The 22,979-nt window shown below is 58.2% G+C and carries 21 protein-coding genes; 12 read left to right on the top strand and 9 right to left on the bottom strand.

The annotated features are described in order from the left end of the window. Nucleotides 1-8: 8 nt before the first annotated feature. The 5 genes from E7738_RS02720 (at nucleotide 9) to E7738_RS02700 (ending at nucleotide 5,420) form a co-directional block, all read left to right on the top strand. Complete coding sequence (locus E7738_RS02720) at nucleotides 9-980, top strand: ABC transporter substrate-binding protein (protein ID WP_021509776.1); 972 nt, start codon at nucleotides 9-11, stop codon at nucleotides 978-980. Next, nucleotides 977-1,807, top strand: a complete 831-nt coding sequence (locus tag E7738_RS02715) for an ABC transporter ATP-binding protein (protein WP_021509775.1) — start codon at nucleotides 977-979, stop codon at nucleotides 1,805-1,807. Before E7738_RS02720 ends, E7738_RS02715 begins: the two co-directional genes overlap by 4 nt. Beyond that, a complete protein-coding gene (locus E7738_RS02710) occupies nucleotides 1,804-2,601 on the top strand; it encodes an ABC transporter permease (RefSeq protein ID WP_021509774.1) in 798 nt (265 codons plus the stop codon). Before E7738_RS02715 ends, E7738_RS02710 begins: the two co-directional genes overlap by 4 nt. Before the next feature lie 54 nt (nucleotides 2,602-2,655). Beyond that, on the top strand, nucleotides 2,656-4,044 hold the full coding sequence (locus tag E7738_RS02705) for an FAD-binding oxidoreductase (RefSeq protein ID WP_394516075.1): 1,389 nt from the start codon (nucleotides 2,656-2,658) through the stop codon (nucleotides 4,042-4,044). 104 nt (nucleotides 4,045-4,148) lie between these two features. Continuing rightward, nucleotides 4,149-5,420, top strand: a complete 1,272-nt coding sequence (locus tag E7738_RS02700) for a TonB-dependent receptor (RefSeq protein WP_021509772.1) — start codon at nucleotides 4,149-4,151, stop codon at nucleotides 5,418-5,420. A 174-nt stretch (nucleotides 5,421-5,594) separates the two neighbouring features. Here E7738_RS02700 and E7738_RS02695 read toward each other — a convergent pair whose 3' ends face one another. From E7738_RS02695 to E7738_RS02685, 3 genes are read right to left on the bottom strand one after another with little or no spacing between them, the layout of a single operon-like run. After that, the gene (locus E7738_RS02695; protein WP_088518053.1) at nucleotides 5,595-6,251 is read right to left on the bottom strand and encodes a methionine ABC transporter permease; all 657 of its coding nucleotides are present in this window, start codon (nucleotides 6,249-6,251) and stop codon (nucleotides 5,595-5,597) included. Next, entirely contained in the window at nucleotides 6,232-7,356 is a 1,125-nt protein-coding gene (locus tag E7738_RS02690; RefSeq protein WP_159378482.1) for a methionine ABC transporter ATP-binding protein, read from the bottom strand. Before E7738_RS02690 ends, E7738_RS02695 begins: the two co-directional genes overlap by 20 nt. An 11-nt stretch (nucleotides 7,357-7,367) precedes the next feature. Continuing rightward, nucleotides 7,368-8,195 carry a MetQ/NlpA family ABC transporter substrate-binding protein gene (locus tag E7738_RS02685; protein WP_088518052.1) on the bottom strand — a complete coding sequence of 276 codons (828 nt, stop codon included), beginning with the start codon at nucleotides 8,193-8,195 and terminating at the stop codon, nucleotides 7,368-7,370. 212 nt (nucleotides 8,196-8,407) lie between these two features. Between E7738_RS02685 and E7738_RS02680 the strand changes: the two genes are divergently transcribed. The 3 genes from E7738_RS02680 (at nucleotide 8,408) to E7738_RS02670 (ending at nucleotide 11,356) form a co-directional block, all read left to right on the top strand. Then, nucleotides 8,408-9,049 carry a TetR family transcriptional regulator gene (locus E7738_RS02680; protein ID WP_021509768.1) on the top strand — a complete coding sequence of 214 codons (642 nt, stop codon included), beginning with the start codon at nucleotides 8,408-8,410 and terminating at the stop codon, nucleotides 9,047-9,049. Between the two features lie 78 nt (nucleotides 9,050-9,127). After that, nucleotides 9,128-10,510: a D-arabinono-1,4-lactone oxidase gene (locus tag E7738_RS02675; protein ID WP_104189720.1), complete on the top strand. Its 1,383-nt coding sequence runs from the start codon at nucleotides 9,128-9,130 to the stop codon at nucleotides 10,508-10,510. Between the two features lie 18 nt (nucleotides 10,511-10,528). Next, entirely contained in the window at nucleotides 10,529-11,356 is an 828-nt protein-coding gene (locus tag E7738_RS02670) for a glycosyltransferase family 8 protein (protein WP_394516074.1), read from the top strand. A 364-nt stretch (nucleotides 11,357-11,720) separates the two neighbouring features. Here the strand turns inward: E7738_RS02670 and E7738_RS02665 are convergent, their stop codons facing one another. Further along, a complete protein-coding gene (locus tag E7738_RS02665; protein WP_021509376.1) occupies nucleotides 11,721-12,743 on the bottom strand; it encodes an LLM class flavin-dependent oxidoreductase in 1,023 nt (340 codons plus the stop codon). A 217-nt stretch (nucleotides 12,744-12,960) separates the two neighbouring features. Between E7738_RS02665 and E7738_RS02660 the strand changes: the two genes are divergently transcribed. Beyond that, a complete protein-coding gene (locus E7738_RS02660; protein WP_394516325.1) occupies nucleotides 12,961-14,028 on the top strand; it encodes a fatty acid desaturase in 1,068 nt (355 codons plus the stop codon). After that, nucleotides 13,925-14,710: a phosphate/phosphite/phosphonate ABC transporter substrate-binding protein gene (locus tag E7738_RS02655; protein ID WP_394516073.1), complete on the top strand. Its 786-nt coding sequence runs from the start codon at nucleotides 13,925-13,927 to the stop codon at nucleotides 14,708-14,710. The genes E7738_RS02660 and E7738_RS02655 overlap by 104 nt, the downstream gene beginning before the upstream one ends. 39 nt (nucleotides 14,711-14,749) lie before the next feature. Here E7738_RS02655 and fusA read toward each other — a convergent pair whose 3' ends face one another. After that, on the bottom strand, nucleotides 14,750-16,849 hold the full coding sequence (gene fusA, locus E7738_RS02650) for an elongation factor G (RefSeq protein ID WP_394516072.1): 2,100 nt from the start codon (nucleotides 16,847-16,849) through the stop codon (nucleotides 14,750-14,752). Between the two features lie 211 nt (nucleotides 16,850-17,060). On the opposite strand from fusA, the gene E7738_RS02645 reads away from it, so the two are divergent. Further along, nucleotides 17,061-17,972, top strand: coding sequence for a ketopantoate reductase family protein (locus tag E7738_RS02645; protein ID WP_394516071.1), 912 nt, complete (start codon nucleotides 17,061-17,063; stop codon nucleotides 17,970-17,972). Nucleotides 17,973-18,096: 124 nt separating this feature from the next. Here the strand turns inward: E7738_RS02645 and E7738_RS02640 are convergent, their stop codons facing one another. Beyond that, nucleotides 18,097-18,867 carry a YdcF family protein gene (locus E7738_RS02640; RefSeq protein WP_152390679.1) on the bottom strand — a complete coding sequence of 257 codons (771 nt, stop codon included), beginning with the start codon at nucleotides 18,865-18,867 and terminating at the stop codon, nucleotides 18,097-18,099. A 99-nt stretch (nucleotides 18,868-18,966) separates the two neighbouring features. Between E7738_RS02640 and E7738_RS02635 the strand changes: the two genes are divergently transcribed. Further along, entirely contained in the window at nucleotides 18,967-20,034 is a 1,068-nt protein-coding gene (locus tag E7738_RS02635) for a LacI family DNA-binding transcriptional regulator (protein ID WP_394516070.1), read from the top strand. A 43-nt stretch (nucleotides 20,035-20,077) separates the two neighbouring features. On the opposite strand, the gene tmaR is transcribed toward E7738_RS02635, so the two are convergent. The 3 genes from tmaR to dacD all read right to left on the bottom strand — a co-directional run bounded on the left by tmaR (nucleotide 20,078) and on the right by dacD (nucleotide 22,957). Beyond that, nucleotides 20,078-20,398 carry a PTS system regulator TmaR gene (tmaR, locus tag E7738_RS02630; RefSeq protein WP_021509369.1) on the bottom strand — a complete coding sequence of 107 codons (321 nt, stop codon included), beginning with the start codon at nucleotides 20,396-20,398 and terminating at the stop codon, nucleotides 20,078-20,080. Between the two features lie 171 nt (nucleotides 20,399-20,569). Further along, nucleotides 20,570-21,628, bottom strand: coding sequence for an FUSC family protein (locus E7738_RS02625; RefSeq protein ID WP_058757324.1), 1,059 nt, complete (start codon nucleotides 21,626-21,628; stop codon nucleotides 20,570-20,572). Nucleotides 21,629-21,790: 162 nt separating this feature from the next. Continuing rightward, a complete protein-coding gene (gene dacD, locus E7738_RS02620; RefSeq protein WP_031280074.1) occupies nucleotides 21,791-22,957 on the bottom strand; it encodes a serine-type D-Ala-D-Ala carboxypeptidase DacD in 1,167 nt (388 codons plus the stop codon). Nucleotides 22,958-22,979: the final 22 nt, after the last annotated feature.

The raw sequence follows: 22,979 nt of genomic DNA, 5'->3' as shown, positions 1-22,979 counted from the left end.
GATCGACGATGAATAAAAAATTGAACATGATTGCGGCACTGTCGCTGGCGCTGTCGGCCCAGAGCATGGCGGCGGAGAAATTCACCTTCATGACCAACTGGTATGCGCAAGCCGAGCATGGCGGTTTTTATCAGGCACTGGCGCAGAATCTGTATAAAGATGCCGGGCTCGACGTCAGCCTGAAAATGGGTGGCCCACAGGTTCACACCATGCAGCTGATGGCGGCAGGCCAGGCGGACTGCATCATCAGCGACAACATGCAGGCACTGGAATCCTGGCAGCAAGGCGTGGAAGCCATGCCCGTTGCCACCACGTTCCAGCACTCGGCGATTGCTTTTCTCACCCATCCTGATGTGAAAGATAAAGCCGATCTGCAAGGCAAAACCTTCCTGCTGGCGGCGGAAGCTTACACCTCCTACTGGCCGTGGGCCCAAAGTGCGCTCGGCCTGAAAAATGCGCGCGTGCGCCCTTACACGTTCAGCATCCAGCCATTCCTGGCAGATAAGACGCTGGTGCAGCAGGGTTATATCACCTCGGAACCTTTTGCGGTGCAGAAAGCCCATGCGCAAGCCAATGTCTACCCGATCAGCGAATGGGGCTATCCGCCTTACGGCAACAGTATTGTGTGCATGAAATCGACCATTGAAAAACGTCCGCAAGCGGTGGCCGCGTTCGTCAAAGCCTCAATGCAGGGCTGGAAAAACTATCTGCAGGATCCGCGCGCTGGCAATGCGCTGATCCGCAAAGAGAATCCGCAGATGAGCGAGGAGCAGATCGCCTTCGGCATTGCCCAGATGAAGAAATACCAGATGCTGACGGGCGGTGATGCGCAAACGGCGGGTATCGGTATCATTACCGAGCCACGGCTCAAACAGACATGGCAACTGCTGGTGGACAACAAGCTGATCGATCCGGCCAAAGTGCCGTTTGCAGGTAGCTACACGCTGCAGTTCATCAAAGACGTTAAGGTCATGCCATGAACACCGCCAGCAACATAACGCCGATCAATCCGGATAGCCAGCCGCGGCCTGTAGCGCCGCCGGCGATTGAGGTGCTTTCTGCGGAGAAAATCTATCCCAACGGGACGCGGGCGCTGCTGCCGGTCGAACTGACGGTGCGTCAGGGCGAATTTGTCTCACTGCTCGGTCCCTCCGGCTGTGGCAAAAGTACGCTGCTGAAAATGATTGCCGGCTTAATTGAACCCAGCGATGGCAAACTGATGTTGTTCCGCCGCGATCGCCGGGAGAATCAACGTGACCTGCCGCTTTCCTTTGTGTTTCAGGAAGCGACACTGATGCCGTGGAGCAGCGTGCACAAGAATGTCCGCCTGCCGCTGGATCTGGCGGGCGTTCCGCGCGCCGAAGCCGATACCCGCGTGCGCGAGATTCTGGAACTGGTTGGCCTGGGCCAGTTTGGTCACGTATTACCGCGCGAGCTTTCCGGTGGCATGCAGATGCGGGTGTCGATTGCTCGCGGTTTAGTGACGCGTCCCAGGGTGCTGTTGATGGATGAACCGTTCGGCGCCCTGGACGAAATCACCCGCAACAAACTGGACAGCGACCTGCTGGAGCTGTGGCAGGAACAGAAGCTGACGGTCGTGTTTGTTACCCACTCCATTCAGGAAGCCGTATTCCTGTCGCAGCGGGTGATCATGATGGCCGCACGACCGGGCCGCGTGGTGGATGATATCCGCATTGACACCAGCCAGCCGCGTGATGATGCGTTTCGTGTCAGCCAGCCGTTTACCCATTATGCGCAGTTGCTGCAGCGCGGCCTGCTGGCAGCCAGTCAGGAGAGCCAGTCATGAAACCGCTCGCAGCAAACCGTAGATTTCAACAGTGGCTGTTTCCAGCGGTGGTGGCCGTCGCCATGCTGCTGTTGTGGCAGTTTCTGGTTACCGCGTTTAAGGTCCCGGCGTTTCTGGTGCCTTCGCCGGTGGTGGTGGCACAAAGCCTGGCGCAAAACTTTCCTGCCTTGTTTATGTCGCTGCTTTACACCCTGAAAATCACGCTGATCTCGTTTGCGCTGGCAACGGTGATCGGTTCCCTGATTGCCTTTTTGCTGGTGCAAAATCGGTTTATCGAGACGGCGTTATTTCCTTACATCGTCTTTCTGCAAGTCACGCCGATCGTGGCCATTGCACCGCTGATCATTATCTGGGTGAAAGACACCACCGCATCGCTGGTGGTGTGCGCCACCCTGATGGCGGTGTTCCCGATCATCTCCAGCACCACCCAGGGTTTACGCAGCGTGTCGCCGGGTCTGCTGAGCTACTTCAGGCTGAACCATGCCTCGCGGCTGCAAATTTTACTCCGCCTGCGCATTCCATCTGCATTGCCCTACTTCTTTGGCGCGCTGCGTATTTCCAGCGGTTTGTCACTGATTGGTGCCGTGGTGGCGGAGTTTGTGGCGGGCACCGGCGGCACGGATACCGGGCTGGCCTACCAGATTTTACAGGCTGGCTATCAACTCAATATCCCGCTGATGTTTGCCGCATTGTTACTGATTTCTCTGGCCGGCTTTCTGCTGTTTGCCCTGATGTCGTGGCTGACGCGCCGCGTATTAGCCGCCTGGCACGAGAGTGAGTTAAGCCCGAATTAATGCCAAACGGGCGGAAAACCTCCGCCCTGCGCCCCCTACGAACAGGAGCATTACATGTCTGAACCCGATCGCCAGTCTGCCCTGGCGGCGCTGGTCGCGGCGTTGCCGGAACTGGAGTGGATTAAAGAAGCGCCGAAAGTGAAACGTCTGTCACGCGACTTTCACTGGTTCAGCCCGGTGCTGAAATCCCAGCTGGAAGAGAAATTTGCCGAGCTGGCCGTGCGTCCTCGCGATGAAAACGAGCTGCTGGCGGTGGTGGCCGCCTGTGCAAAAGCCCGTGTGCCACTGAACCTTCGCGGTGGCGGTACCGGCAACTATGGCCAGCTGATTCCGCTCAATGGCGGTGTGATAGTCGACATGACACGCCTGAACAGCGTCACCGCGCTGGGCACCGGTACGGTGCGCGCGCAGGCGGGTATTCGATTAGGCGATCTCGAAGCCCACACGCGCCCGCACGGCTGGGAGTTACGTTGCATGCCCTCAACCCGGAAACTTGCCACACTTGGCGGGCTGTTTGGCGGCGGTTTTGGCGGGGTGGGATCGATTAACTACGGTCCACTGGCCGCGCCAGGCAACGTGCTGTCGATTCGGATGATGACCATGGAAGAGACGCCGCGCATCATCACTTTACAGGCACCGGATGCGCTGCTATTGCATCATGCCTATGGCAGCAATGGCATCGTGCTGGAGATCGAACTTGCGCTGGCGCCCTGCCATGACTGGATCGAACGTCTGGATACCTTTGCCGATTTTCCCTCCGCGATGGCTTATGCCGATGCGCTGGCGCGGTCGCCGGGCATCGTTAAACGCCAGATTGCCGTGTTTGCCGCACCGGTACTGGATTATTTCAGCGATTTAGCGGATGCGCAGGTTAAGGGGCAACACGGTGTCATTTCGGTAACAGGAAGCGAGAGTGATGGTCTGCTGCCCGCCCTTGTGGCGCAACACCATGGCCATAATGCATTGCACTTTGCCGAAGGTGAAAATAGCGGCCACTCCCTGATTGAATATTGCTGGAACCACACGACCTTGCAGGCATTGAAGATCGACAAGACCCTGACCTATCTGCAAACCGCGTATTCCCCGGATAATTATTATCAACAGGCACTGGCGATGGAAGCCGAATTATCGGATGAGGTGATGTCACATATTGAATTTCTGCGCGACATGAACGGTGCGCTCACCTGTAGCGGCCTGCCATTAATCCGTTACAGCAGCCCGGAACGGCTCAACGCCATTATGGATATTTATCGTAGCCATAATGTGAAAATAAATAATCCGCATGTCATTCATATTGAGGATGGCAAACAAGGTATGGTGCGGCCTGATGTGGTTGCCCTAAAATCCGCCTGCGATCCTTACAACTTATTAAACCCCGGCAAGCTACGTGGCTGGGAAGTACGTGAAACCTTGCCGGCGGTACATATTCCCGGCGTTAATTGATCATCACTTTTTATTTACGGCATAACTCACCGCCGGGTGATCCTCTCACCCGGCTGGCATCGTTACGCTTTCCTCATCGGGTGTGTTTATTCAGGGATCATGCAATGAGAGCACTAAAACGTGTCGGTTTACTTGCGCTGTTTTTCCCCTTCGCGCCAGCAACACTGGCTGCGACACAAAGTAATATCAGCGACTGTCATTACGATGCCAGCGGTGTAGACAGCTTCAGCGATATATTCACCTGCGGTACCGTTAGCGGCAGTTTACGTACGCTCTACTACTCCACGCACAATGCCTATTTTTCCAAAGGCTTTAATCAGGACACCACCAGTTACGGCGGCAGTGTGAAATATGAAACGGCTCCCGCGTATGGTTTTCGTGCTGGCGTGAGCGCCATCTTTTTGCGGGGGATTGATCACCCGGATGAAGCGCATACCATCAGCGACATTGGTGATAATCAGACCAATATCGGGGAAGCTTATTTAAGCTGGCAACAGGATGATTTTAAAATTACTGCCGGCGATCAACGCATTAACATTCCCTTCGTCGGTGACTATGACTGGCGTATTACACCGATACTCTTCAGGGGCGTTGATGCCAATTATGGCGACAGCACCCAGTATTTACATGCGACCAAAGTCTGGCGCTACAAGCCCTGGGGCGACGATCAGTTCCTGGATACCACGGCCTATTCGGATATCGATGAGCGCACTAACGGCATGTGGGCGATTGGTGGCGGACAGGGCACGCAGTGGGGTAACAAAAAACTTACCGGACAAGTGTGGTATCAGGAATATGCTGATTATTCCCGCGTTGTCTATGGCGAAAGTCATGTGCAGTGGCAGGATACATTGTTGCAGCCGGATGTGGCTCTGCAGTTTATTCGCGGTACCAGCTTAGGGAAAGCGCTGGCCGGAGAGGTCAATAGCACCTCTTACGGTGCTCAGCTCGCGCTGAGTTTCACTCCTGCACTGAACTGGAAATTGGGCTACGACCATATTGCTGCCAGCCCCAATAGCTGGGGTAACGGTTCACTGGTGGTGCCTTATGCCCACAACAGTTCATCGGGTCCCTATTTCGCCCAGCCGTTTTTCACCAGTACCCAGGATCTTGGCAGTGGCAATGCATATATGACCAACCTGAACTACGTGCTTAATGAGCATCTTTCTCTGGGTACACAATATTCGTTTATGGATTTAAAACCCTCGGCACAGTCTGCCAGCATTAATCAGTCGGAATATCTGGTGTATTTCACCTGGGCGTTCAGCGGTGTATTAAAAGGATTAAGCGTGACCGATTTTGCCGGCGTGCAGACATCGCCTCTGTACGATTCACATTTCTGGCAGAATCGTTTGAGTTTGCAATACGACTTTTAATCATTCATTCCATCAGAATTAACTGTCTTTACCTGCTGCCCAGGATGGATGAATTGCTGATTAACCCATAGGCCCCTTTAACAGGGGCCTGTTGAGTTTTTGTACAATATTCACCGCCAGCGCCTGATGCGAAGCATTTGTCTGCAGGAGAGCGTACTGGCGCAGACGTTTTTCTCAGTGCCGCCTGTCAATGCGCTGCACCAGCCGATCGCCGAGCCACTGGATACCGCACACCAGCACGATCAGTACGGCGATCACCGCCACCATCACCGCAGTGTCAAAACGCTGATAACCGTAGCGAATCGCCAGATCGCCCAGGCCGCCCGCCCCGATGGCACCCGCCATTGCCGAGGCGCCAATCAGCGCCACCAGCGTGACGACAAAACCGGAAAGAATGCCCGGCAGCGCTTCAGGAATCAGCACCTCCCAGACAATACGTAATTTGCTGGCGCCCATGGCACGCACCGCATCAATCAGCCCGCGATCGACATCGCGCAGTGAAACTTCCGCTACCCGGGCAAAATACGGCGTAGCGGTGATCGATAACGGCACAATTGCGGCCCAGGTGCCCAGGGAGGTGCCGACCAGCAGACGGGTAAAGGGAATCAGCGCCACCAGCAGAATAATGAACGGCAGCGAGCGAAAGCCATTGATCACCACACCCAGCAGGCGGTTGATGCTCCGGTTTTCAGCAATGCCGCCGGGGCTGGTGGTCACCAGAATCAGTCCCAGCGGTAATCCGGCCAGCAGCGAAAACAGGCCGGCCACCGCCGTCATCAGCAGCGTTTCACCCAACGCGTTGAGCAGTAAATCAATCATCACTGGCGACATAACCGACCAACTCCACCTGTGCCTGCTGCGCACGCAGCCAGCTGAGAACCTGATACTCATCGGCAGCGTTGGCGGCCGGGAGCGCAATAAAGAAACGCACTACCGCGTAGTGCTGAATGTGGTCGATGCCCCCCTGCAGCAGGCGAAACTTACCCGGCAGAGCGCTGGCAAACTGCGTCAGTAAATCCCCCTGCGCCGCCACGCCAGCAAAGTGAACGCTATAGATCGCCTCACCTTCACGCTGTTCGCTAAGCCGCGCTGCGAGATTCTCCGGCAGCTGCGGCAGCAGCCCGCGCAGCAGCGTGCGCGTCAGCGCAGATTGCGGATGGGCGAACACCTGCCACACCGGGCCCTGCTCGACAATCTCCCCGGCGTCGATGACGGCCACGCGATGCGCCACGGATTTGATCACCTCCATCTCATGCGTGATCAGCAGAATGGTGATACCAAGCTGCTGATTGAGCGATTTCAGCAGCGCGAGAATCGAGCGGGTGGTTTCCGGATCGAGCGCCGACGTGGCTTCGTCACACAGCAGCAGCGCCGGGCTGGCGGCCAGCGCGCGGGCAATGCCGACGCGCTGTTTTTGTCCGCCGGAGAGCGCCGCCGGATAGTGTCCGGCCTTGTCGCTCAACCCCACCAGCGCCAGCAGTTCCGCTACGCGCTGGTTGCGCTGTGCCTTTTCCATACCAGCTATTTTCAGCGGCAGCGCCACATTCTGCGCCACGGTTTTTGCCGACAGCAGATTGAAGTGCTGAAACACCATGCCAACGCGACTGCGCACCGCCTGCAGCTGCTGTTCCGACAGACCGGTAATACCCCGCCCTTCAATCTCGATTACGCCTTCGTCGGGCTGCTCCAGCCCGTTGAGACAGCGAATCAGCGTCGATTTTCCGGCGCCGCTGCGCCCAATCAGGCCAAGGATTTCGCCTTTTTGCACTGTCAGTGAGACATTGCGCAGCGCCTGTGTCTGGCCGAAACGGCGCGACACGCCCTGCAAACGCACCACGTTGCTGTGCTGCGCCACGCGATCGCGTACCTGAGCCTCTTCGATCACGCCGCGCGCCACGGCGGTCAGGGGCACGGTGGCCTCGGAAAATAGCGTCATGGATGGGTTCCTTACCAGGCGGTTTCGCCCGTGCCTTTGTAGACCTTGTCAAACACCGTTTTGACGGCATCGTTCTGGTACGATGCCACCAGGGTTTTCACCCACGGGGCGCTGGCGTTCTCTTTTTTCACCGCGATAAAGTTGTTGTATGGATTGTCTTTCACCGGCTCCTGCGCGATACGATCCGCCGCAGTCAGACCGCTTTTCAGCGCCCAGTCGGTATTGACCACTGCCGCATCGAGATCCGGTACCGAGCGACCAATGATGCCGGAATCCAGCTCTTTGATTTTCAGGTGATGGGGATTGTCAGTGATGTCGGCCGTGGTCGCGGCAATGCCGACGCCCGGTTTGAGTTTGATCAGCCCCTGTTGCTGCAGCAGCACCAGACCGCGCGCCTCGTTCGACGGATCGTTAGGCACGCCGATTACCGCTCCGTCTTTCAGAGCGGCGGCACTTTTCACTTTCTTCGAATAGAGACCGATCGGCCAGACGGCGGTATCGCCGACGCGCACGATATCGTAATGATTGACCTTGATTTGATTATTCAGGAACGGCTGATGCTGGAAGGCATTGGCATCCACTTCACCATTCTGTAACGCTTCGTTGGGCTGATTATAATCATTGAAAATCACGGTCTTCACCGTCAGCCCTTTCGCGGCGGCCTGCTTGATCACTTCACGCCAGACGTCTTCGTCCTCGCCGCTCATGATACCGACCTTCACCGCGGTTTTATCCGCTGCCTGCGCCACTGAAAACGGCGCGACCACGCTGCCGGCAACCAGTAACGCGCCGACAGTTAACAACAATTTATTTTTGGCTGATACAAAGCGTGTGTGCATAAATTATTTCCTGAGTGTTATTATTACGCGAGTCAAAATAAGCTGCCGTGATCGACAGATACGCGCAGTATACGCAGTTGCTTATTCCAGCATTATGATTTATCCAGGAATGCTATTCCTGAAATGAATAAAGCCATGCCGCCGCTCATCGCGCCAAAAGGCCCCGGGCGGCTGTGCTACCATGCCTGTTTGATTGACCGTTATTGAGCGCTATGTCGGATACCACACCCAAACGTAAAAATGACCCGGAAGGGTTGAAAAAACGCATCCTCGCGGGTGCGCTGCAAACCTTCGCCGAATACGGTATGCAGGGCGCGCGAATGGAGCAGATTGCTGAACTGGCACAGACCACCAAGCGCATGGTGGTGTATCACTTCATCAACAAAGAGAAGCTGTATATTGAGGTGCTGGAGCAGGTGTATCAGGCGATCCGCCAGCATGAAACCGGCCTGAATCTTACTACGCTGGAGCCGGAAGAGGCGATGATCAAACTGGTGGAAGCCAGTTTTGACTATCACGTCACGCATCCCGATTTTATGCGCCTGGTGTGTACAGAAAACCTGCTGCGCGGGCGTTACATCATGCAGTCTGAGCGCATCAAAGCGATGAACAAAAGTACCCTCGATTTGCTGGATGACATCCTGTCCCGCGGCCAGCGTCAGGGCATCTTTATCGACGGCCTGGATACCGTGGACGTACACCGCCTGCTCAGCAGTATTTGTGTGCATCACGTCTCCAACCGCTACACCTTCCACACGCTGTTTACCCCCCACGACAGTGAAGAGGACAGTATTCGCCGCAACCGTCAGCTGGCGGTGACGGCCACGCTGCGCTATATACGCAAAGCCCCGTAATCTGCGGGTTCGCTGTGATGGTCTACGCTTGATCAAATAAACGGGACCGTGACAGACCTCAGATTAAGGAACGCTGTAGTGAAGAAAGATGCTCTCCTCTATCCGTTACGCAACACGCAACATACCGATGACACGCCTGCGCTCTGGAACTGGGCGCAGAATTCGGTAGTTGGCCAGCGCCAGCAATTGCATCAGCCGCGTAGTGAAGCCGAGCTGCAACAGCTGTTGCGCGACTCGCACGGCAAAGTGCGCGTGCTCGGCAGCCGCCTGTCGCCCGGTCGCATGCTGTGCGTACAGCCGCAGGACGTACTGCTGGATCTCAGTGCGCTGCACGGCATCCTCGCTCAGGATGAAGAGAGCGTCACGTTTGCCGCGGGCACGCCGCTGCAGCAGGTGTATGACAGCCTGACAAAGATGGATCGCATGCTGGCCTCCTCGCCCGGCGTGATTGCGGTGCAGACGCTGGCAGGCGCGCTGGCAACCGGCACCCACGGTCAGGGCCTGGCACAGAGTTCGCTGGCGGACGAAGCGCTGCATATCCGCATGGTGCTGGCCGATGGCAGCGTGCGCGAGTTTCAGCGCGGTGACGCTGATTTCCCGGCGGCGATGGTGTCACTTGGCGCGCTCGGCATCGTCACCGCCATTACGTTGCGCACTCAGCCATTTCGCCTGTTTACCTGCCATAAATTCGCGGCGTCTGCCGATTCACTGGAGCAGGATTTGCTGACGTGGAATGAGCAGCACGAACTCAGCAAAGCCTGGTGGTTTGTCGATGACAACCTGATGCATGTCTGGAACGCCGATGTCGCCAGTGCGGAAAACAGCCAGGCGTGGCACGACCATCAGCGCGAAGTGATTGAGCACGGCGATCAGGCCGACAGCAGCCTGAACGACACCATTGATCAGACGCTGGAACACATGCATCGCGACACGCAGATTCACGGCAAAGGCGGCAAACAGTTCCGTACCGTCACCCGCTTCCGTGATTTCACTGACATCAGCGGCGATATCTACCAGCTGTTTTGTCGTGGCATCGCCGTACCGCAGATCAACGTTGAGATTGGCGTGCCGCTGGCCAAAACGCCGGAAATTATCAGCAAGATCAAAGCCTGGTACGCACAGAATCGTCCGCACATGCACTATCCCATTATCCTGCGCTGCACCGGCGCTTCACAGGCGTGGATGAGCCCGGCGCATCAGCAGCCGACCTGCTTTTTTGGTTTCGTGGTGTATTACGCGGATGACGGCTCGCTGTCGCAGGACGGACTGCATTTCCTCACCGAAGTGGAAAAACTGCTGGCGGCAGAAGGTGGACGTCCGCACTGGGGTAAATATTACGATCCGCAGCGCTATCAGTGGCGCGCCATCTATCCGCAGTGGGATGCGTTTCGTGCAGTGCGTGAACAGCTGGATCCGACGCACCGCTTTAGCAATGACTATGTCACGGCTTTGTTTGATTGAGTTTGATGGGGAGAATCTATGTACGCCTGGGTAACGCTGTTAACGCAGCCGGAATATTATGTCGGGGTGAAAGCGCTGCATCGCTCACTCAAACGCAGCGAAACGCGCTGGCCGCTGATTGTGATGGTCACCGATGCCATCGACCTGAACATGCGCGAAGCATTACAGGCGCTGGGCTGCGTGATCCATCCGGTCCAGCCGCTGATGCCGGACGCCGCGCTGGAGCAGCATTATGCCTCGGCACAGTTTGGTGAAGTGTGGAGCAAGCTGCGCGCCTGGGAGCTGACCGGCTGCAAGCGCGTGGTGTTTCTTGATGCCGATATGCTGGTGCTGCGCAACATGGATGAGCTGTTTACGCTTGACCTCGGCAAGCATGCGCTGGCGGCCTGTCACGCCTGCCGCTGCAACCCGAATCAAATCGCCAGCTATCCAGACAGCTGGCAGCCGGAGCATTGTCACTACACCTGGCAGGCGCGCGGTGAAACGCCGCCCGCCGATCTTGATAACTATCTCAACGGCGGCTTTCTGGTGCTGCAGCCGGATCAGGCGGTATTCGACTGGCTGCAGCAGAAAGTAGCTGAGATTGACGACCTGCGCCGTTATCCGTTCTCCGAACAGGATTTGCTCAATGAAGTGTTTGCCGGACGCTGGCTGCCGCTGCCATACATCTACAACGCGCTGAAAACCCTGCCGTTCCAGCATGCCGGCTTATGGCATGACGATGAGGTGAAAAATCTGCACTACATTCTCGCCAAACCGTGGAAGCGCGACCTGAACCAGCCAGAGGCGCAGCGCGACCGTTATTACGCGCTGGATAAGCTGTGGTGGGAGCTGGGCGCAGATTAATGGCTGTTAACGGCGCGATTTATCGGGCAATAGTTGGTCGCCATGAATGGCGACCCTACAGAATCTAAAACGGGTTAAAGCCTTTGCTGAATTTCCCAGGGTGCGCATTTATGCGCACCTGGTCGCGGCGCGATTTATCGCGCAATGGGTTGGTCGCCATAAATGGCGACCCTACAGGGTCGAATGCGGGTTACAAGGTCTGGGTGCGTTCGTGAAGGACGCATTGTCGCCATCAATGGCAACCCTGCAGAATCTGATACACGTCAAAAGACCTTGCCGCATTTCCCAGGGTGCGCATTTATGCGCACCTGGTAGCGGCGCGATTTATCGCGCAATAATTGTGCGCTTCCCTGCGCACTGTGGCTTAACGCCAGCCGAGCTCTGGCGCGACGTGGGTCAGAATGCTGTCGATCACGTGCGCACAATAATCCACGCCAAGCTGATTAGGGATGGTCAGCAACAGGGTATCGGCTTCCGCAATCGCTTCATCCTGTGCCAGCTGTTTAATCAGCTGCTCCGGCTCTGCGGCATAGCTACGCCCAAAGATGGCGCGGGTTTTCTCATCGAGGAACCCGACGGAATCCTGCTCCTGTCCGCCGCGACCGAAGTAAGCGCGATCGGTGTCGTTCATCAGGGCAAAAATACTGCGGCTGACCGACACGCGCGGTGCACGCTGATGCCCTGCCGCCTGCCAGGCTTCTTTATAGGCGCGAATCTGCTTCGCCTGCTGCACATGGAACGGTTCGCCGGTCTCGTCATCCTTCAGCGTCGAACTCTGCAAATTCATCCCCAGCTGGGCTGCCCAGATCGATGTGGCGTTCGAGCCAGAGCCCCACCAGATACGCTCGCGCAGGCCTTCGGAATATGGCTCCAGGCGCAGCAGCCCCGGTGGATTCGGGAACATCGGCTGCGGATTGGGTTTGGCAAACCCTTCGCCACGCAGCACTTCCAGCAGCTCTTCGGTGTGACGACGTCCCATATCCGCATCGGTTTCCCCTTCGCGCGGATTAAAGCCAAAGTAGCGGTAGCCTTCAATCACCTGCTCCGGCGAGCCACGGCTCAGGCCGAGCTGCAAACGGCCGTTGGCGATCAGGTCCGCTGCCCCGGCGTCTTCCGCCATATACAGCGGATTTTCGTAACGCATGTCGATCACACCGGTACCAATCTCGATGCGGCTGGTTTTGGCACCGACCGCCGCCAGCAGCGGAAACGGTGAACTCAGCTGGCGGGCAAAGTGGTGTACGCGGAAATAGGCACCGTCGGCACCCAGTTCTTCGGCGGCGACAGCCAGGTCAATCGACTGCAGCAGCACATCCTGCGCCGAACGGGTGGCCGAGTGTGGTGACGGGGTCCAGTGACCGAAAGATAAAAAGCCAATTTTTTTCATGCTAAATGCTCCTCGCGGGCCAGAACGGCGCCGGCGTCATCAATCAGAATTCGATGAGGTAAGGTTACGCCTGTGCGAAGAGGACTGATAGCCAATAGTTTTCGCGCGCTTCTTCAACTTTTTTGCATAACAAAGCAATTTTCCGTCTTTGTGTTTATCACGCGTATCGCGCATCGTGAGCGCATCTTTTCCCGTCTCGCTGACTGAACACATGAACATGGTCAAAGGAACCTCCGCCTACCTCAGTGCGCAACAGCGCGAAGTGGTGCACCAGCTGACGCGCAGCTGGCTCTGGCGCAGCGAATTGCCGACCTGGCTGTTAATCATTACCGTTTATAGCGGCTGGTTCGCCAGCGTGCTGTACTGGCAAACGCTGGGCCTGCCCCTCGCCACGCTGCTGCTGATCCTGTTCACCACCTGGTATTTGTCGCTGCAGCATGAGTTGATTCATGGCCATCCGACGCGCCTGCCGCGCCTTAATCAGCTGTTTGGCACGCTGCCGCTGGCGGTGTGGTATCCGTATGGTCTGTACCGGGATTCGCACCTGGCACATCACCGCAACCACACCCTGACCGATCCACATGATGATCCGGAAACCTATTATCTGTCGCCGGCGCACTGGGCACGGCTCAAACCCTGGCAACAGCGCATCATCCATCTGCGTAATACCTTTCCGGGACGTCTGCTGCTGGGACCGCTGCTGGATATCCTCGCCACGCTGGGCGCGCTGACGCAAAGCGTGGTGCAGCGCGACGTGCCGGCGATGATGATGTGGCTGGTGCACCTGCTACTGCTGGCCGGACTGTTTTACTGGCTCAGCCTGCACGGCTTTTCCCCGCTGTGGCTGGTGCTGGCGGTGAGCTATCCGGCGCTGATGCTGACCAAGGTGCGTTCATTTTACGAACATCGTGCCGATGAGGCGCCACTGGCGCGCTCGGTGAATAACGAAGCGGCCTGGCCATGGCGCCTGCTGTTCCTGAATCTCAACTATCATTCTGTACATCACGATCTGCCCGGTTTACCCTGGTACGGTCTGCGCAAAGTCTATTTGCTCTACCGCGACGGTTACTATCAGCGTAATCAGGGTTTTCGCGTTGCCGGTTACGGCGAATGGATGAAGCGCTTCTGGCGTCAGCCGATCGACGTTAACGCCCACCCGGGACACCACAAGGACGCACAGAATGCACATCATCTCTTTACCGATGTACGACATCGACCACCCGAGCACGCTGGCCATGACCTCAGTGCTGACGCGGCTGCTGGCGAAGCGCGGCGTGCAGGCTGAGGTGCAGTGGCACGACGACCTGCTGCCACACTGGCGTGATGACAATCTGCTGCTGAGTCAGACCTGTGGCTATCCGCTGGTCGCGCTATTGCCTGACGTGCAACTGGTCGGCACGTTTCAGTCCAATGCGCCTGGCTGCCATGATCTGCGCTATCGCAGCTGGCTGGTGGCACGGCAGGAAGATGAGAACCTGAGCCTCGCCGATTTCCGCGGCCGCCGCGCAGTGTGCAACAGCAATGACTCACACTCCGGATACAATTCGCTGCGCTATGTGGTCGCGCCGCTGGCCCAGAACGGCAAATTCTTCGCCACTACCCGGTTCAGCGGCAGCCACCGCCAGTCGCTGGCCGCGCTGCGCGCCGGACAGGCCGACCTCGCCGCGATTGATTGCATCACCTGGGCGCTGCTGCGCAAATACCGGCCGCAGGAGCTGCAGGGCTTAGCCATTATCGGTGAAACCCCGCTGTGTGCCGCGCTGCCGCTGATAACCTCGGCGAAAACCGACAGTCTGCTACTGGAAAAGCTGCGCAGCACGCTGTTTGAGCTGGCCAATGTGGAGGATTACAAGGATGTGATGAAGGCCAACCTGCTGGCGGGCTTTTCTGTGCCGCAGCGCGACTGGTTTGACGAGGTTAAACGCTGGGAAGATGACGCCGCCGCGCTGGGCGTGACGGCGCTGTAAATTAAGCACTAACCGGCGACATCCCTGCCGCCAGCAAGCTTACTGTGCACGAGCCGCGATAATCGCCTCCGCGACGTTACGCGGTGCTTCGGCGTAGTGGGCAAACTCCATGCTGTACGTGGCGCGGCCCTGCGACATCGAGCGTAGCGTGGTAGCGTAGCCAAACATCTCGGCCAGCGGCACTTCAGCACGGATAATGCGCGCGCCGAAACGCTCGTCCATGCCCTGCAGCGTGCCGCGCCGGGATGACAAATCGCCCATCACGCCGCCGGCATACTCTTCCGGCGTCTCCACTTCCACCTGCATCACCGGCTCAAGTATCACCGGATTAGCCTGTTTCGCTGCCGCTTTGAAGCCAAAGATCGCCGCCATGCGGAACGCCATCTCCGACGAGTCAACGTCGTGATAAGAGCCAAACGTCAGCCTGGCTTTGATGTCGACCACCGGATAACCGGCCAGCACGCCGCTGTTGAGCGCTTCGCGAATGCCCTTCTCCACCGAAGGAATGAATTCGCGTGGCACCACGCCGCCTTTGGTCGCGTCTTCAAAGGCGAAACCGCTTCCGGCCGCCTGCGGCTCGAGCGTCAGCACCACGTGACCATACTGGCCCTTACCGCCTGACTGACGCACGAATTTCCCTTCCACCTCGCGCACCGTTTTGCGGATGGTTTCGCGGTAGGTTACCTGCGGCCGGCCAATATTGGCTTCCACGCCGAACTCGCGTTTCAGACGGTCGACGATGATCTCCAGATGCAGTTCGCCCATGCCGGAGATGATGGTCTGACCGGACTCCTCATCGGTGTGCAGCCGGAACGACGGATCCTCTGCCGCCAGCCGCTGCAGCGCCAGCCCCATTTTTTCCTGATCGCCTTTGGTCTTTGGCTCAATCGACAGCGAAATCACCGGATCGGGAAATTCCATGCGCTCCAGCGTGATTACCGCATTAGGATCGCACAGCGTTTCGCCGGTGGTGACCTCTTTCAGCCCGACGCAGGCGGCAATATCGCCGGCGCGGATCTCATCAATTTCGATGCGATCGTTAGCCTGCATCTGCACGATGCGGCCGATGCGCTCTTTACGCCCTTTCACCGCGTTCCATACGCTGTCACCCTTGCGCAGCACGCCAGAATAGACGCGCACAAAGGTCAGCTGACCGACGTAAGGATCGCTCATCAGCTTGAACGCCAGCGCCGAGAAAGGTTCCTCATCGTCAGCATGGCGTTCGTCGTGTTCGCCGCGCTCGTTGATGCCGGCGACCGGTGGCACGTCGAGCGGGGAAGGCATCAGTTCGATGACCGCATCGAGCATGCGCTGCACCCCTTTGTTTTTAAACGCGCTGCCGCACAGCATCGGCTGGATTTCGCCCGCCAGCGTGCGCTGCCGCAGCCCGGCAATCACCTCGTCTTCACTGAGATCGCCCTGCTCCAGATAGCGATCCATCAGCGCTTCGCTGGCTTCTGCCGCTGCTGCCACCATGTTTTCCCGCCACTCCGCCGCCTGCGCCTGCAGCACGTCTGGAATCGGCGCATAGCTAAAGCTCATGCCCTGGCTGGCGTCGTCCCAGTAGATGGCGCGCATTTTGTTGAGATCGATGACCCCGCTGAACTGCTCTTCAGCGCCGATGGGAATGACAATCGGCACCGGATGCGCCTGCAGGCGATCTTTCATCATCTGCACCACGCGGAAAAAGTCCGCGCCCTGGCGGTCCATCTTGTTGACGAACGCAATGCGCGGCACGTGGTATTTATTCGCCTGCCGCCACACGGTTTCTGACTGCGGCTGAACGCCACCGACCGCGTCGTACACCATCACGGCACCATCCAGCACGCGCATTGAGCGCTCCACTTCAATGGTGAAGTCAACGTGTCCGGGAGTATCAATGATGTTGATACGGTGCGGCGTGAAGCTGCCGTCCATGCCCGGCCAGTAGCAGCTGACCGCCGCCGAGGTGATGGTAATGCCGCGCTCCTGCTCCTGCGCCATCCAGTCGGTGGTTGCCGCGCCATCGTGCACTTCACCCAGCTTGTGGCTCATTCCGGTGTAAAACAGGATGCGCTCAGTGGTGGTGGTTTTACCGGCATCGATGTGCGCGGAGATGCCGATGTTGCGATAACGTTCGATGGGGAGGGGTCGGGGCATGATGCGTCCTTAGTCTGTTGACGAAAAAAACCGGCAGGCACCATTGCCCGCCGCTGTGCCCCAGCATAAACCCATTGTACGAAAGAATACGAACAGTTTGAGCTTTTTTTGCTCATCGCTGAGATTGTCACGGTTTTCCGCATTTGCGGTGTGGCGCAGTGACGCGCAGCGCTTTAAGGTAAGGCTTTCATGCCTAACGGGAAAACAGTCCATGCGTATTCTGATTGTGGGAGCCGGTGCCACCGGCGGGTACTTTGGCGCGCGCCTGGCGCAGGCCGGCCGTGATGTGACCTTTCTGGTGCGCGAGCGCCGCCAGCAGCAGCTGCAACAGACTGGACTGGTGCTGCAAACGCCGGAGGGCAGCACGGTGCTGCAACCGCAGCTGGCGCTGGCCTCGACGCTGACCGGTGATTACGATCTGATTATCCTGACGGTGAAAAGCTTTGCGCTGGAACAGGCGATGGAAGATATCGCCCCGGCGGTTGGGCCGCAGACGCTGATCATGCCGATCCTCAATGGTATGCGTCACATTGATACGCTGCGCGCACGTTTCGGTGACAAGGTGATTGGCGGGCTGTGTAAGATTCACGCCACGCTGGGCGAGCACAGCGAAGTGATGCAGCTGTCGCCGCTGCACGTGCTTTACTACGGCGCGCTGGACGGCAACAACGATGCCCGTCTGGCGCGCGTGGATGCCGCGCTGCGTGATGCGCAGTTTGATAGCGTGTTCGCCGATAACATTATCAGTGAGCTGTGGGAAAAGTGGCTGCTGCTGAGCACGCTGGGTGCCGTGTGCTGTGTGGCGCGCGGCAATACGCAGCACATCCTGCGTTCAGCCGGTGGTGAAGCGCTGCTACAGGGCATTTTCGCCGAGGTGCTGGCGGTGATCACCGCCGATGGCTACCAACAGCGTCCGGCCGTGACGGCGAAGATTTATGAGACGCTGAACAATCCTGATGCGGCGATGACCTCATCCATGTACCGCGATTTAACCCAGGGCTATGATATCGAAGCCGATCAGATCATTGGCGATTTGCTGGTGCGCGGCGCGCGCCATGCGGTGGCGACGCCGCTGCTGAACGCGGTGTATGTGAATTTGCAGGTGTATTTGCAGACGCGGTGATCGGTCCGGTGCGTGGCGTGCCTGGTGCGCATGAATGCGCACCCTACGATACTGTAGGGTCGCCATTCATGGCGACCGATATCACGCCGGAACCACCGGATTCACCCTAATCCCGGGAACGGGTTCAACCCAACCGCGACTGTACGCCGGGCAGCTGCATCAGGCGCTGCCAGGCTGCTTCGACCGCGTCGGGTACATCAACGTGTCCGAAGAACCCCTTGCCGTTCGGGCCGTAGCCGCTGGCGTCGTCACGCAGGCGCTGCACCTCGCCCATCAGCAGCGACAGAAAACGCTCCACTGACCACAACCCCTGCGGCGGCGCGCCAACGATGCGCAGCATGCCCGCATCCATCATCACCTGCGGCACAAATACCGGCCAGCTGATGAACTCCGGCGCGTTTTCGCGATCGCGCCACTGCCAGCGGAAGGTCTCCCAGCTGCGACGCTGCATCAACGGATCCTGCACCAGCAGTACGCGCTGCGGCTGCCACTGCTGCTCATCCAGCAGGCGCTGGCTCAGGGCGGCATTTTCGCCACAGTTGCGTGAGGCGGTTTCCAGCAGCAGCTGATCGTCAGGCAGCTCCGCGAACACGCGCGCCATCTCGCCCAGCAGCTGCGCTTCGCCCTTGCCGGCGGTGTCGATCTGGCGATAGAGCGGATGGCTGGCAATCATCGCGGCCAGTAGCGCGGTTGAGTGACCGATGCCGCCGCTGATCAGCAAGGGCAGCTGATATTTCTTCGCCAGCGCAATTACCGCTTCGACGTTTGGCAGCACCGCATGTCCGGCAAGTATGGCTAAATCGACCTCCAGCGTACCGTCCTTTGGCAGCTGATCGAGCGCCAGCCAGGCGGCAATGGTGTTGATATCCTGAATTTGATGGTCATTGAGCTGCATCACTTTCTCCTTGCGTTATCACTGGCAGTGTAACGCCTTAATACCGCGACGGCAGGGAAAAATTTGCTACACTCGCCGCATTCTCATCAGGAGGGATCAATGACAGCGCGTTCCGTAACGCTTGACGATGTCGCCCGGCTGGCTGGCGTCTCCTATCAAACGGTTTCCCGGGTGCTGAACCATTCGGCGCAGGTGTCACCCCGTACCCGCGCGCGGGTGGAAGCCGCGATGCAGCAGCTCAGCTACGTGCCAAACCGGGTCGCGCAGCAGCTGGCCGGCAAGGCCACGCGCACGCTCGGGCTGGCGACCAGCGATCTGGCGCTGATGGCGCCGGCGCAGATTGCTTCGGCGATTCAGCAGCGCGCGGCGGCGCAGGGCTATCATCTGGTGATCGCCATGGCCAATGCCACCAGCCACGCGCAGGACACGGTGCATGAATTGCTGGCGCAGCGCGTCGATGCTCTGCTGATCAACCTGCCGCTGGATGCCGCGCAGGCGGCGCAGATTCAGCAGCAGTGCGGCAGCAAACCGACGCTGTTTCTGGATGTGGAGCGCAGCGCGGCCGTGGCACAGTGTCAGTACCGGAGCACCAGCGGTGCGCAGCAGGCGGTGGATCATCTGGTGGCGCTCGGCCACCGGCAGATTGGCGTGCTGAACGGGCCTGCCAGCTCCGCGTCAGCGCGGGCGCGATTTAGCGCCTGGCAACAGGCGCTGGCGCGTCATCGGCTGGTGCCGCACTGCGTACTGAGCGGCGACTGGAGCGCAGCGTCCGGCTACCAGGCGCTGCTGACACTGCTGCCCGACCAGCTGCCGCAGGCGCTGCTGGTGGCTAACGATCAAATGGCGCTGGGGGCGATGCGCGCGCTACATCAGCATGGCGTACGAATTCCGGCGGAGATGTCGATCATCGGTTACGACGATACGGCGGAGAGCGCGTGGTATCAGCCACCGCTGACCACGGTGCGCCAGGATTTACAGCAGTTAGGCACGGTGAGCGTCGATCGTCTGCTGGCGCAGCTGGAGGGAGAGATGCCGGACAGTCAGCCGCTGGAGACCGAACTGGTCCTGCGCGCCACCACGGCGGCACCGTTGCAGCAGCAGGTGGATGTGGCGGAGATTGCGCAGCAGTTACAGCAGCTGGCGCGGGCATTAAAAAGGTCGCCATAAATGGCGACCCTGGAGCAAAACGCGGCTATCAGGCCCGTGAAGCTTACTGCCCTTTTGGTTCGCCCATCGCTTTGAGCTTTTTCGACAGCTCGCGACGCTCTTTCGACAGATCGGCGTTTTTGATGATGTACTCATCTACGCGATCTTCATAATCCACGCGCATGCTGGCGATGATTTCCTGAATCGCTTCCACGCTCATACCAGGTTTGATGTACTCGCTCAGGTTGTCCAGCAGCAACACACGTTTCTGGTTATCACGGATTTTCTTTTCGTTGTCCGTAATTTCGCGCTGCAGTTTGTTTTTACGACGAAACATACGCACAAACTCCAGTACGTCCTGAAATGATTGCTTGGCATTTTCCATGTTGGCACCTTTCTTGTGGCCTGCCGCGGCAGGCAAAATAGTCATAAACCGGGAAGACATTTAGCTTAGCGGCTTATAAGCCGGGTTCGCAATTTTCACCGCTAAATTCGGACTGGCACTTATCTTAGCGCAAAGAAAGGGCAATTCGCACTAAGTCATTGCCTGAGAAAACTATTTGCGCAGCGCCAGACGCACCAGGTCTGTCATGCGCTCCAGCTGACGCGCCTGCTCCAGACTCAGCCAGACGTAACCGTAAATCGCGGTGGTTTCCAGCCGCGCGCTGCCGTTGGCAATCAGCGCTTCCAGCTCCTGGGTGATGGCTTCCAGCTCGTGGCTGTTGGCAATCACCTGTTCGGTCTCGCCTTTCACCATCAGCGCTGACAGCGCGTTCAGGGTGTTCTCGGTCATCTGCTGCGTGCGGCGCAGCGTCGGCGCGTTCAGCAAAATCAGATGGCTCTCACGCGACGCCCACCAGGCTTCAATCTGCATCTGCATGGTGTTAACCATATTACGGTTGATGGTCTGAATGGCTTCAAACACCGATTTAGGGATGCGCGTCTCTTTGCTCGCCGGCTCCAGCAGCGCGCGCATTTTGATCACGCTGGTGAGCAGCTTCTGGAAGCGCGGATTGAGGCGCGGCTTCTCCACCAGATTGGCAGAAAAGCCGGCGTGATGAATCTTCGCCATATTGATAAAGGCGTCCGACAGCTGGATGCGCCAGTGGGTATAGGCGCGCTGCGCCCAGATGGCGCTGAACAGCAGGGCCATCAGCGAGCCGAGAATCACATCGCCGCCGCGCCACAGCGCCACGGTGAAATCGCCGGCCGGCGCGCCGACCACCACGCCGAGCGTAATGCCGATCAGCAGTGCCATATACGGGTGTTTGCCCAGCGTCAGATAGCCGCAGACGATCATCACGATAAAGCACCACACCAGCATCAGCGGCAGTGACAGCAGCTCCAGCTTCAGCGCGATCAGCCCTGATATCAGCCCGGCAAAGGTACCGCTGATACGCTGCACCACGCGCGGCAAAACGTTGCCCCAGGTGGAGATCGGTCCCATCACCACTACCAGCGTAATCAGCGGCCAGGTGCCTTCCGGAATATCGGTCAGACGGACAAATAGGAAGCACAGCACAAAGGCGATAGCGATGCGTACGCCGTGCACGGCGCGGTAGTGGCGGTAAAACCAGAACTCAATCGGAGAGATGGGCTTGTCAGCGCGTAACATGGTGGTCCGGGTGCGATAAAAATTTGCGCGCTATGTTACCCTGGCACAGCACGAACATTGAGGGGCTGGCGCAACTTTTTGCGCAATAATACAACTGCGCTACATCTTGTTTTCTCAGTGCACACAAGGATGTAACGCAGCGGTTGCTTATTGCCCGACGGCTTACAGTTTCTGTTTCACGTAATCGCTGATGCGCGTGATGATGCCTGCTTCATCGACCGACTGCAGCGCGTACAGCGGATAGCTGGCCAGCTGCTTGTCTTTATCCAGCACCTGAATTTCGCCCACCTGCTCGCCGGCTTTGAGTGGCGCTTCGAGGTCTTTACGATTGATCACATACTTCGCCATCACGTTCGACACTTCGCTGCGCGGCAGTGACAGGTAAATATCTTCGGTGGTACCGACGTCCACTTTGTGCGGGTTGCCGTACCAGACGTTTTCGCTGCCGATCTTTTTCCCGGCGTGGAACAGCTGCACGGTGTCGAAGTTGTTCTGTCCCCACACCAGCAGTTTACGCGCCTGCTCTTCACGTCCCTTCGAACTTTTCCCGCCCATGATCACCGCAATCAGACGATGGCGACCAACGATGTTTGACGCGACGATGTTGAACCCGGCGCTCTCGGTGTGGCCGGTTTTCATGCCGTCGACGTGCAGATTCTGATCCCACAGCAGGCCGTTACGGTTGTTCTGGGTAATGCCGTTGAAGCTGAGGGTTTTCTCGCTGTACATGGCGTAGAAATCCTGCTCACCGTTGATGATGGCGCGCGACAGCACCGCCAGATCGCGCGCGGTGGTGTGCTGCCCCGGCGCATCAAGACCGTGCACGGTTTCGAAGTGGGTGTGCGTCAGACCGAGCTTCTGCACGTAGCTGTTCATCATGTTGACGAAGCTCTCCTGGCTGCCGGCCACATAATCGGCCAGCGCCACGCAGGCGTCGTTGCCGGAATCGATGATCACGCCGCGCATCAGGTCGCGCACGGTGACTTTATCGCCCGGCTTAAGAAACATCAGCGACGAGCCTTTAAACACCGGATTGCCGGCGGCCCACGCGTCTTTACCCACCGTGACCACATCGTCGCGGGTGATTTTCTTCTGATCGACCGCGCGGTCGACGACATAACCGGTCATCAGTTTGGTCAGGCTGGCCGGGTTGCGCTCCGCGTCCGGGTTGCCTGCGGTGAGGATCTGCCCGGTGGTGGCGTCCATCAGCACCCAGGACGCGGCATCAATGGCCGGCGGCGTCAGGGGAAACGGCATGCTGTCATCCGCGTGCGCCAGCGATGCCCAAACAATCATTCCAGATACAGTTACCAACAGACGCCTTTTCAACACTTCTTCCTCAACATCAAAT

It is taken from the genome of Pantoea sp. SGAir0430, assembly GCF_043549295.1.
The sequence above is the reverse complement of the archived record's forward strand: the minus strand, read 5'-3'. Positions and strand labels throughout refer to the sequence as shown.

Coding starts and splice junctions, on each gene's coding strand:
- E7738_RS02660 (WP_394516325.1), top strand. CDS start 12,961: ATGGTCAAAGGAACCTCCGCCTACCTCAGTGCGCAACAGCGCGAAGTG.
- E7738_RS02700 (WP_021509772.1), top strand. CDS start 4,149: ATGAGAGCACTAAAACGTGTCGGTTTACTTGCGCTGTTTTTCCCCTTC.
- E7738_RS02640 (WP_152390679.1), bottom strand. CDS start 18,867: ATGCAGCTCAATGACCATCAAATTCAGGATATCAACACCATTGCCGCC.
- E7738_RS02715 (WP_021509775.1), top strand. CDS start 977: ATGAACACCGCCAGCAACATAACGCCGATCAATCCGGATAGCCAGCCG.
- E7738_RS02645 (WP_394516071.1), top strand. CDS start 17,061: ATGCGTATTCTGATTGTGGGAGCCGGTGCCACCGGCGGGTACTTTGGC.
- E7738_RS02680 (WP_021509768.1), top strand. CDS start 8,408: ATGTCGGATACCACACCCAAACGTAAAAATGACCCGGAAGGGTTGAAA.
- fusA (WP_394516072.1), bottom strand. CDS start 16,849: ATGCCCCGACCCCTCCCCATCGAACGTTATCGCAACATCGGCATCTCC.
- E7738_RS02670 (WP_394516074.1), top strand. CDS start 10,529: ATGTACGCCTGGGTAACGCTGTTAACGCAGCCGGAATATTATGTCGGG.
- tmaR (WP_021509369.1), bottom strand. CDS start 20,398: ATGGAAAATGCCAAGCAATCATTTCAGGACGTACTGGAGTTTGTGCGT.
- E7738_RS02665 (WP_021509376.1), bottom strand. CDS start 12,743: ATGAAAAAAATTGGCTTTTTATCTTTCGGTCACTGGACCCCGTCACCA.
- E7738_RS02655 (WP_394516073.1), top strand. CDS start 13,925: ATGCACATCATCTCTTTACCGATGTACGACATCGACCACCCGAGCACG.
- E7738_RS02625 (WP_058757324.1), bottom strand. CDS start 21,628: ATGTTACGCGCTGACAAGCCCATCTCTCCGATTGAGTTCTGGTTTTAC.
- E7738_RS02720 (WP_021509776.1), top strand. CDS start 9: ATGAATAAAAAATTGAACATGATTGCGGCACTGTCGCTGGCGCTGTCG.
- E7738_RS02690 (WP_159378482.1), bottom strand. CDS start 7,356: ATGACGCTATTTTCCGAGGCCACCGTGCCCCTGACCGCCGTGGCGCGC.
- E7738_RS02710 (WP_021509774.1), top strand. CDS start 1,804: ATGAAACCGCTCGCAGCAAACCGTAGATTTCAACAGTGGCTGTTTCCA.
- E7738_RS02705 (WP_394516075.1), top strand. CDS start 2,656: ATGTCTGAACCCGATCGCCAGTCTGCCCTGGCGGCGCTGGTCGCGGCG.
- E7738_RS02635 (WP_394516070.1), top strand. CDS start 18,967: ATGACAGCGCGTTCCGTAACGCTTGACGATGTCGCCCGGCTGGCTGGC.
- E7738_RS02695 (WP_088518053.1), bottom strand. CDS start 6,251: ATGTCGCCAGTGATGATTGATTTACTGCTCAACGCGTTGGGTGAAACG.
- E7738_RS02685 (WP_088518052.1), bottom strand. CDS start 8,195: ATGCACACACGCTTTGTATCAGCCAAAAATAAATTGTTGTTAACTGTC.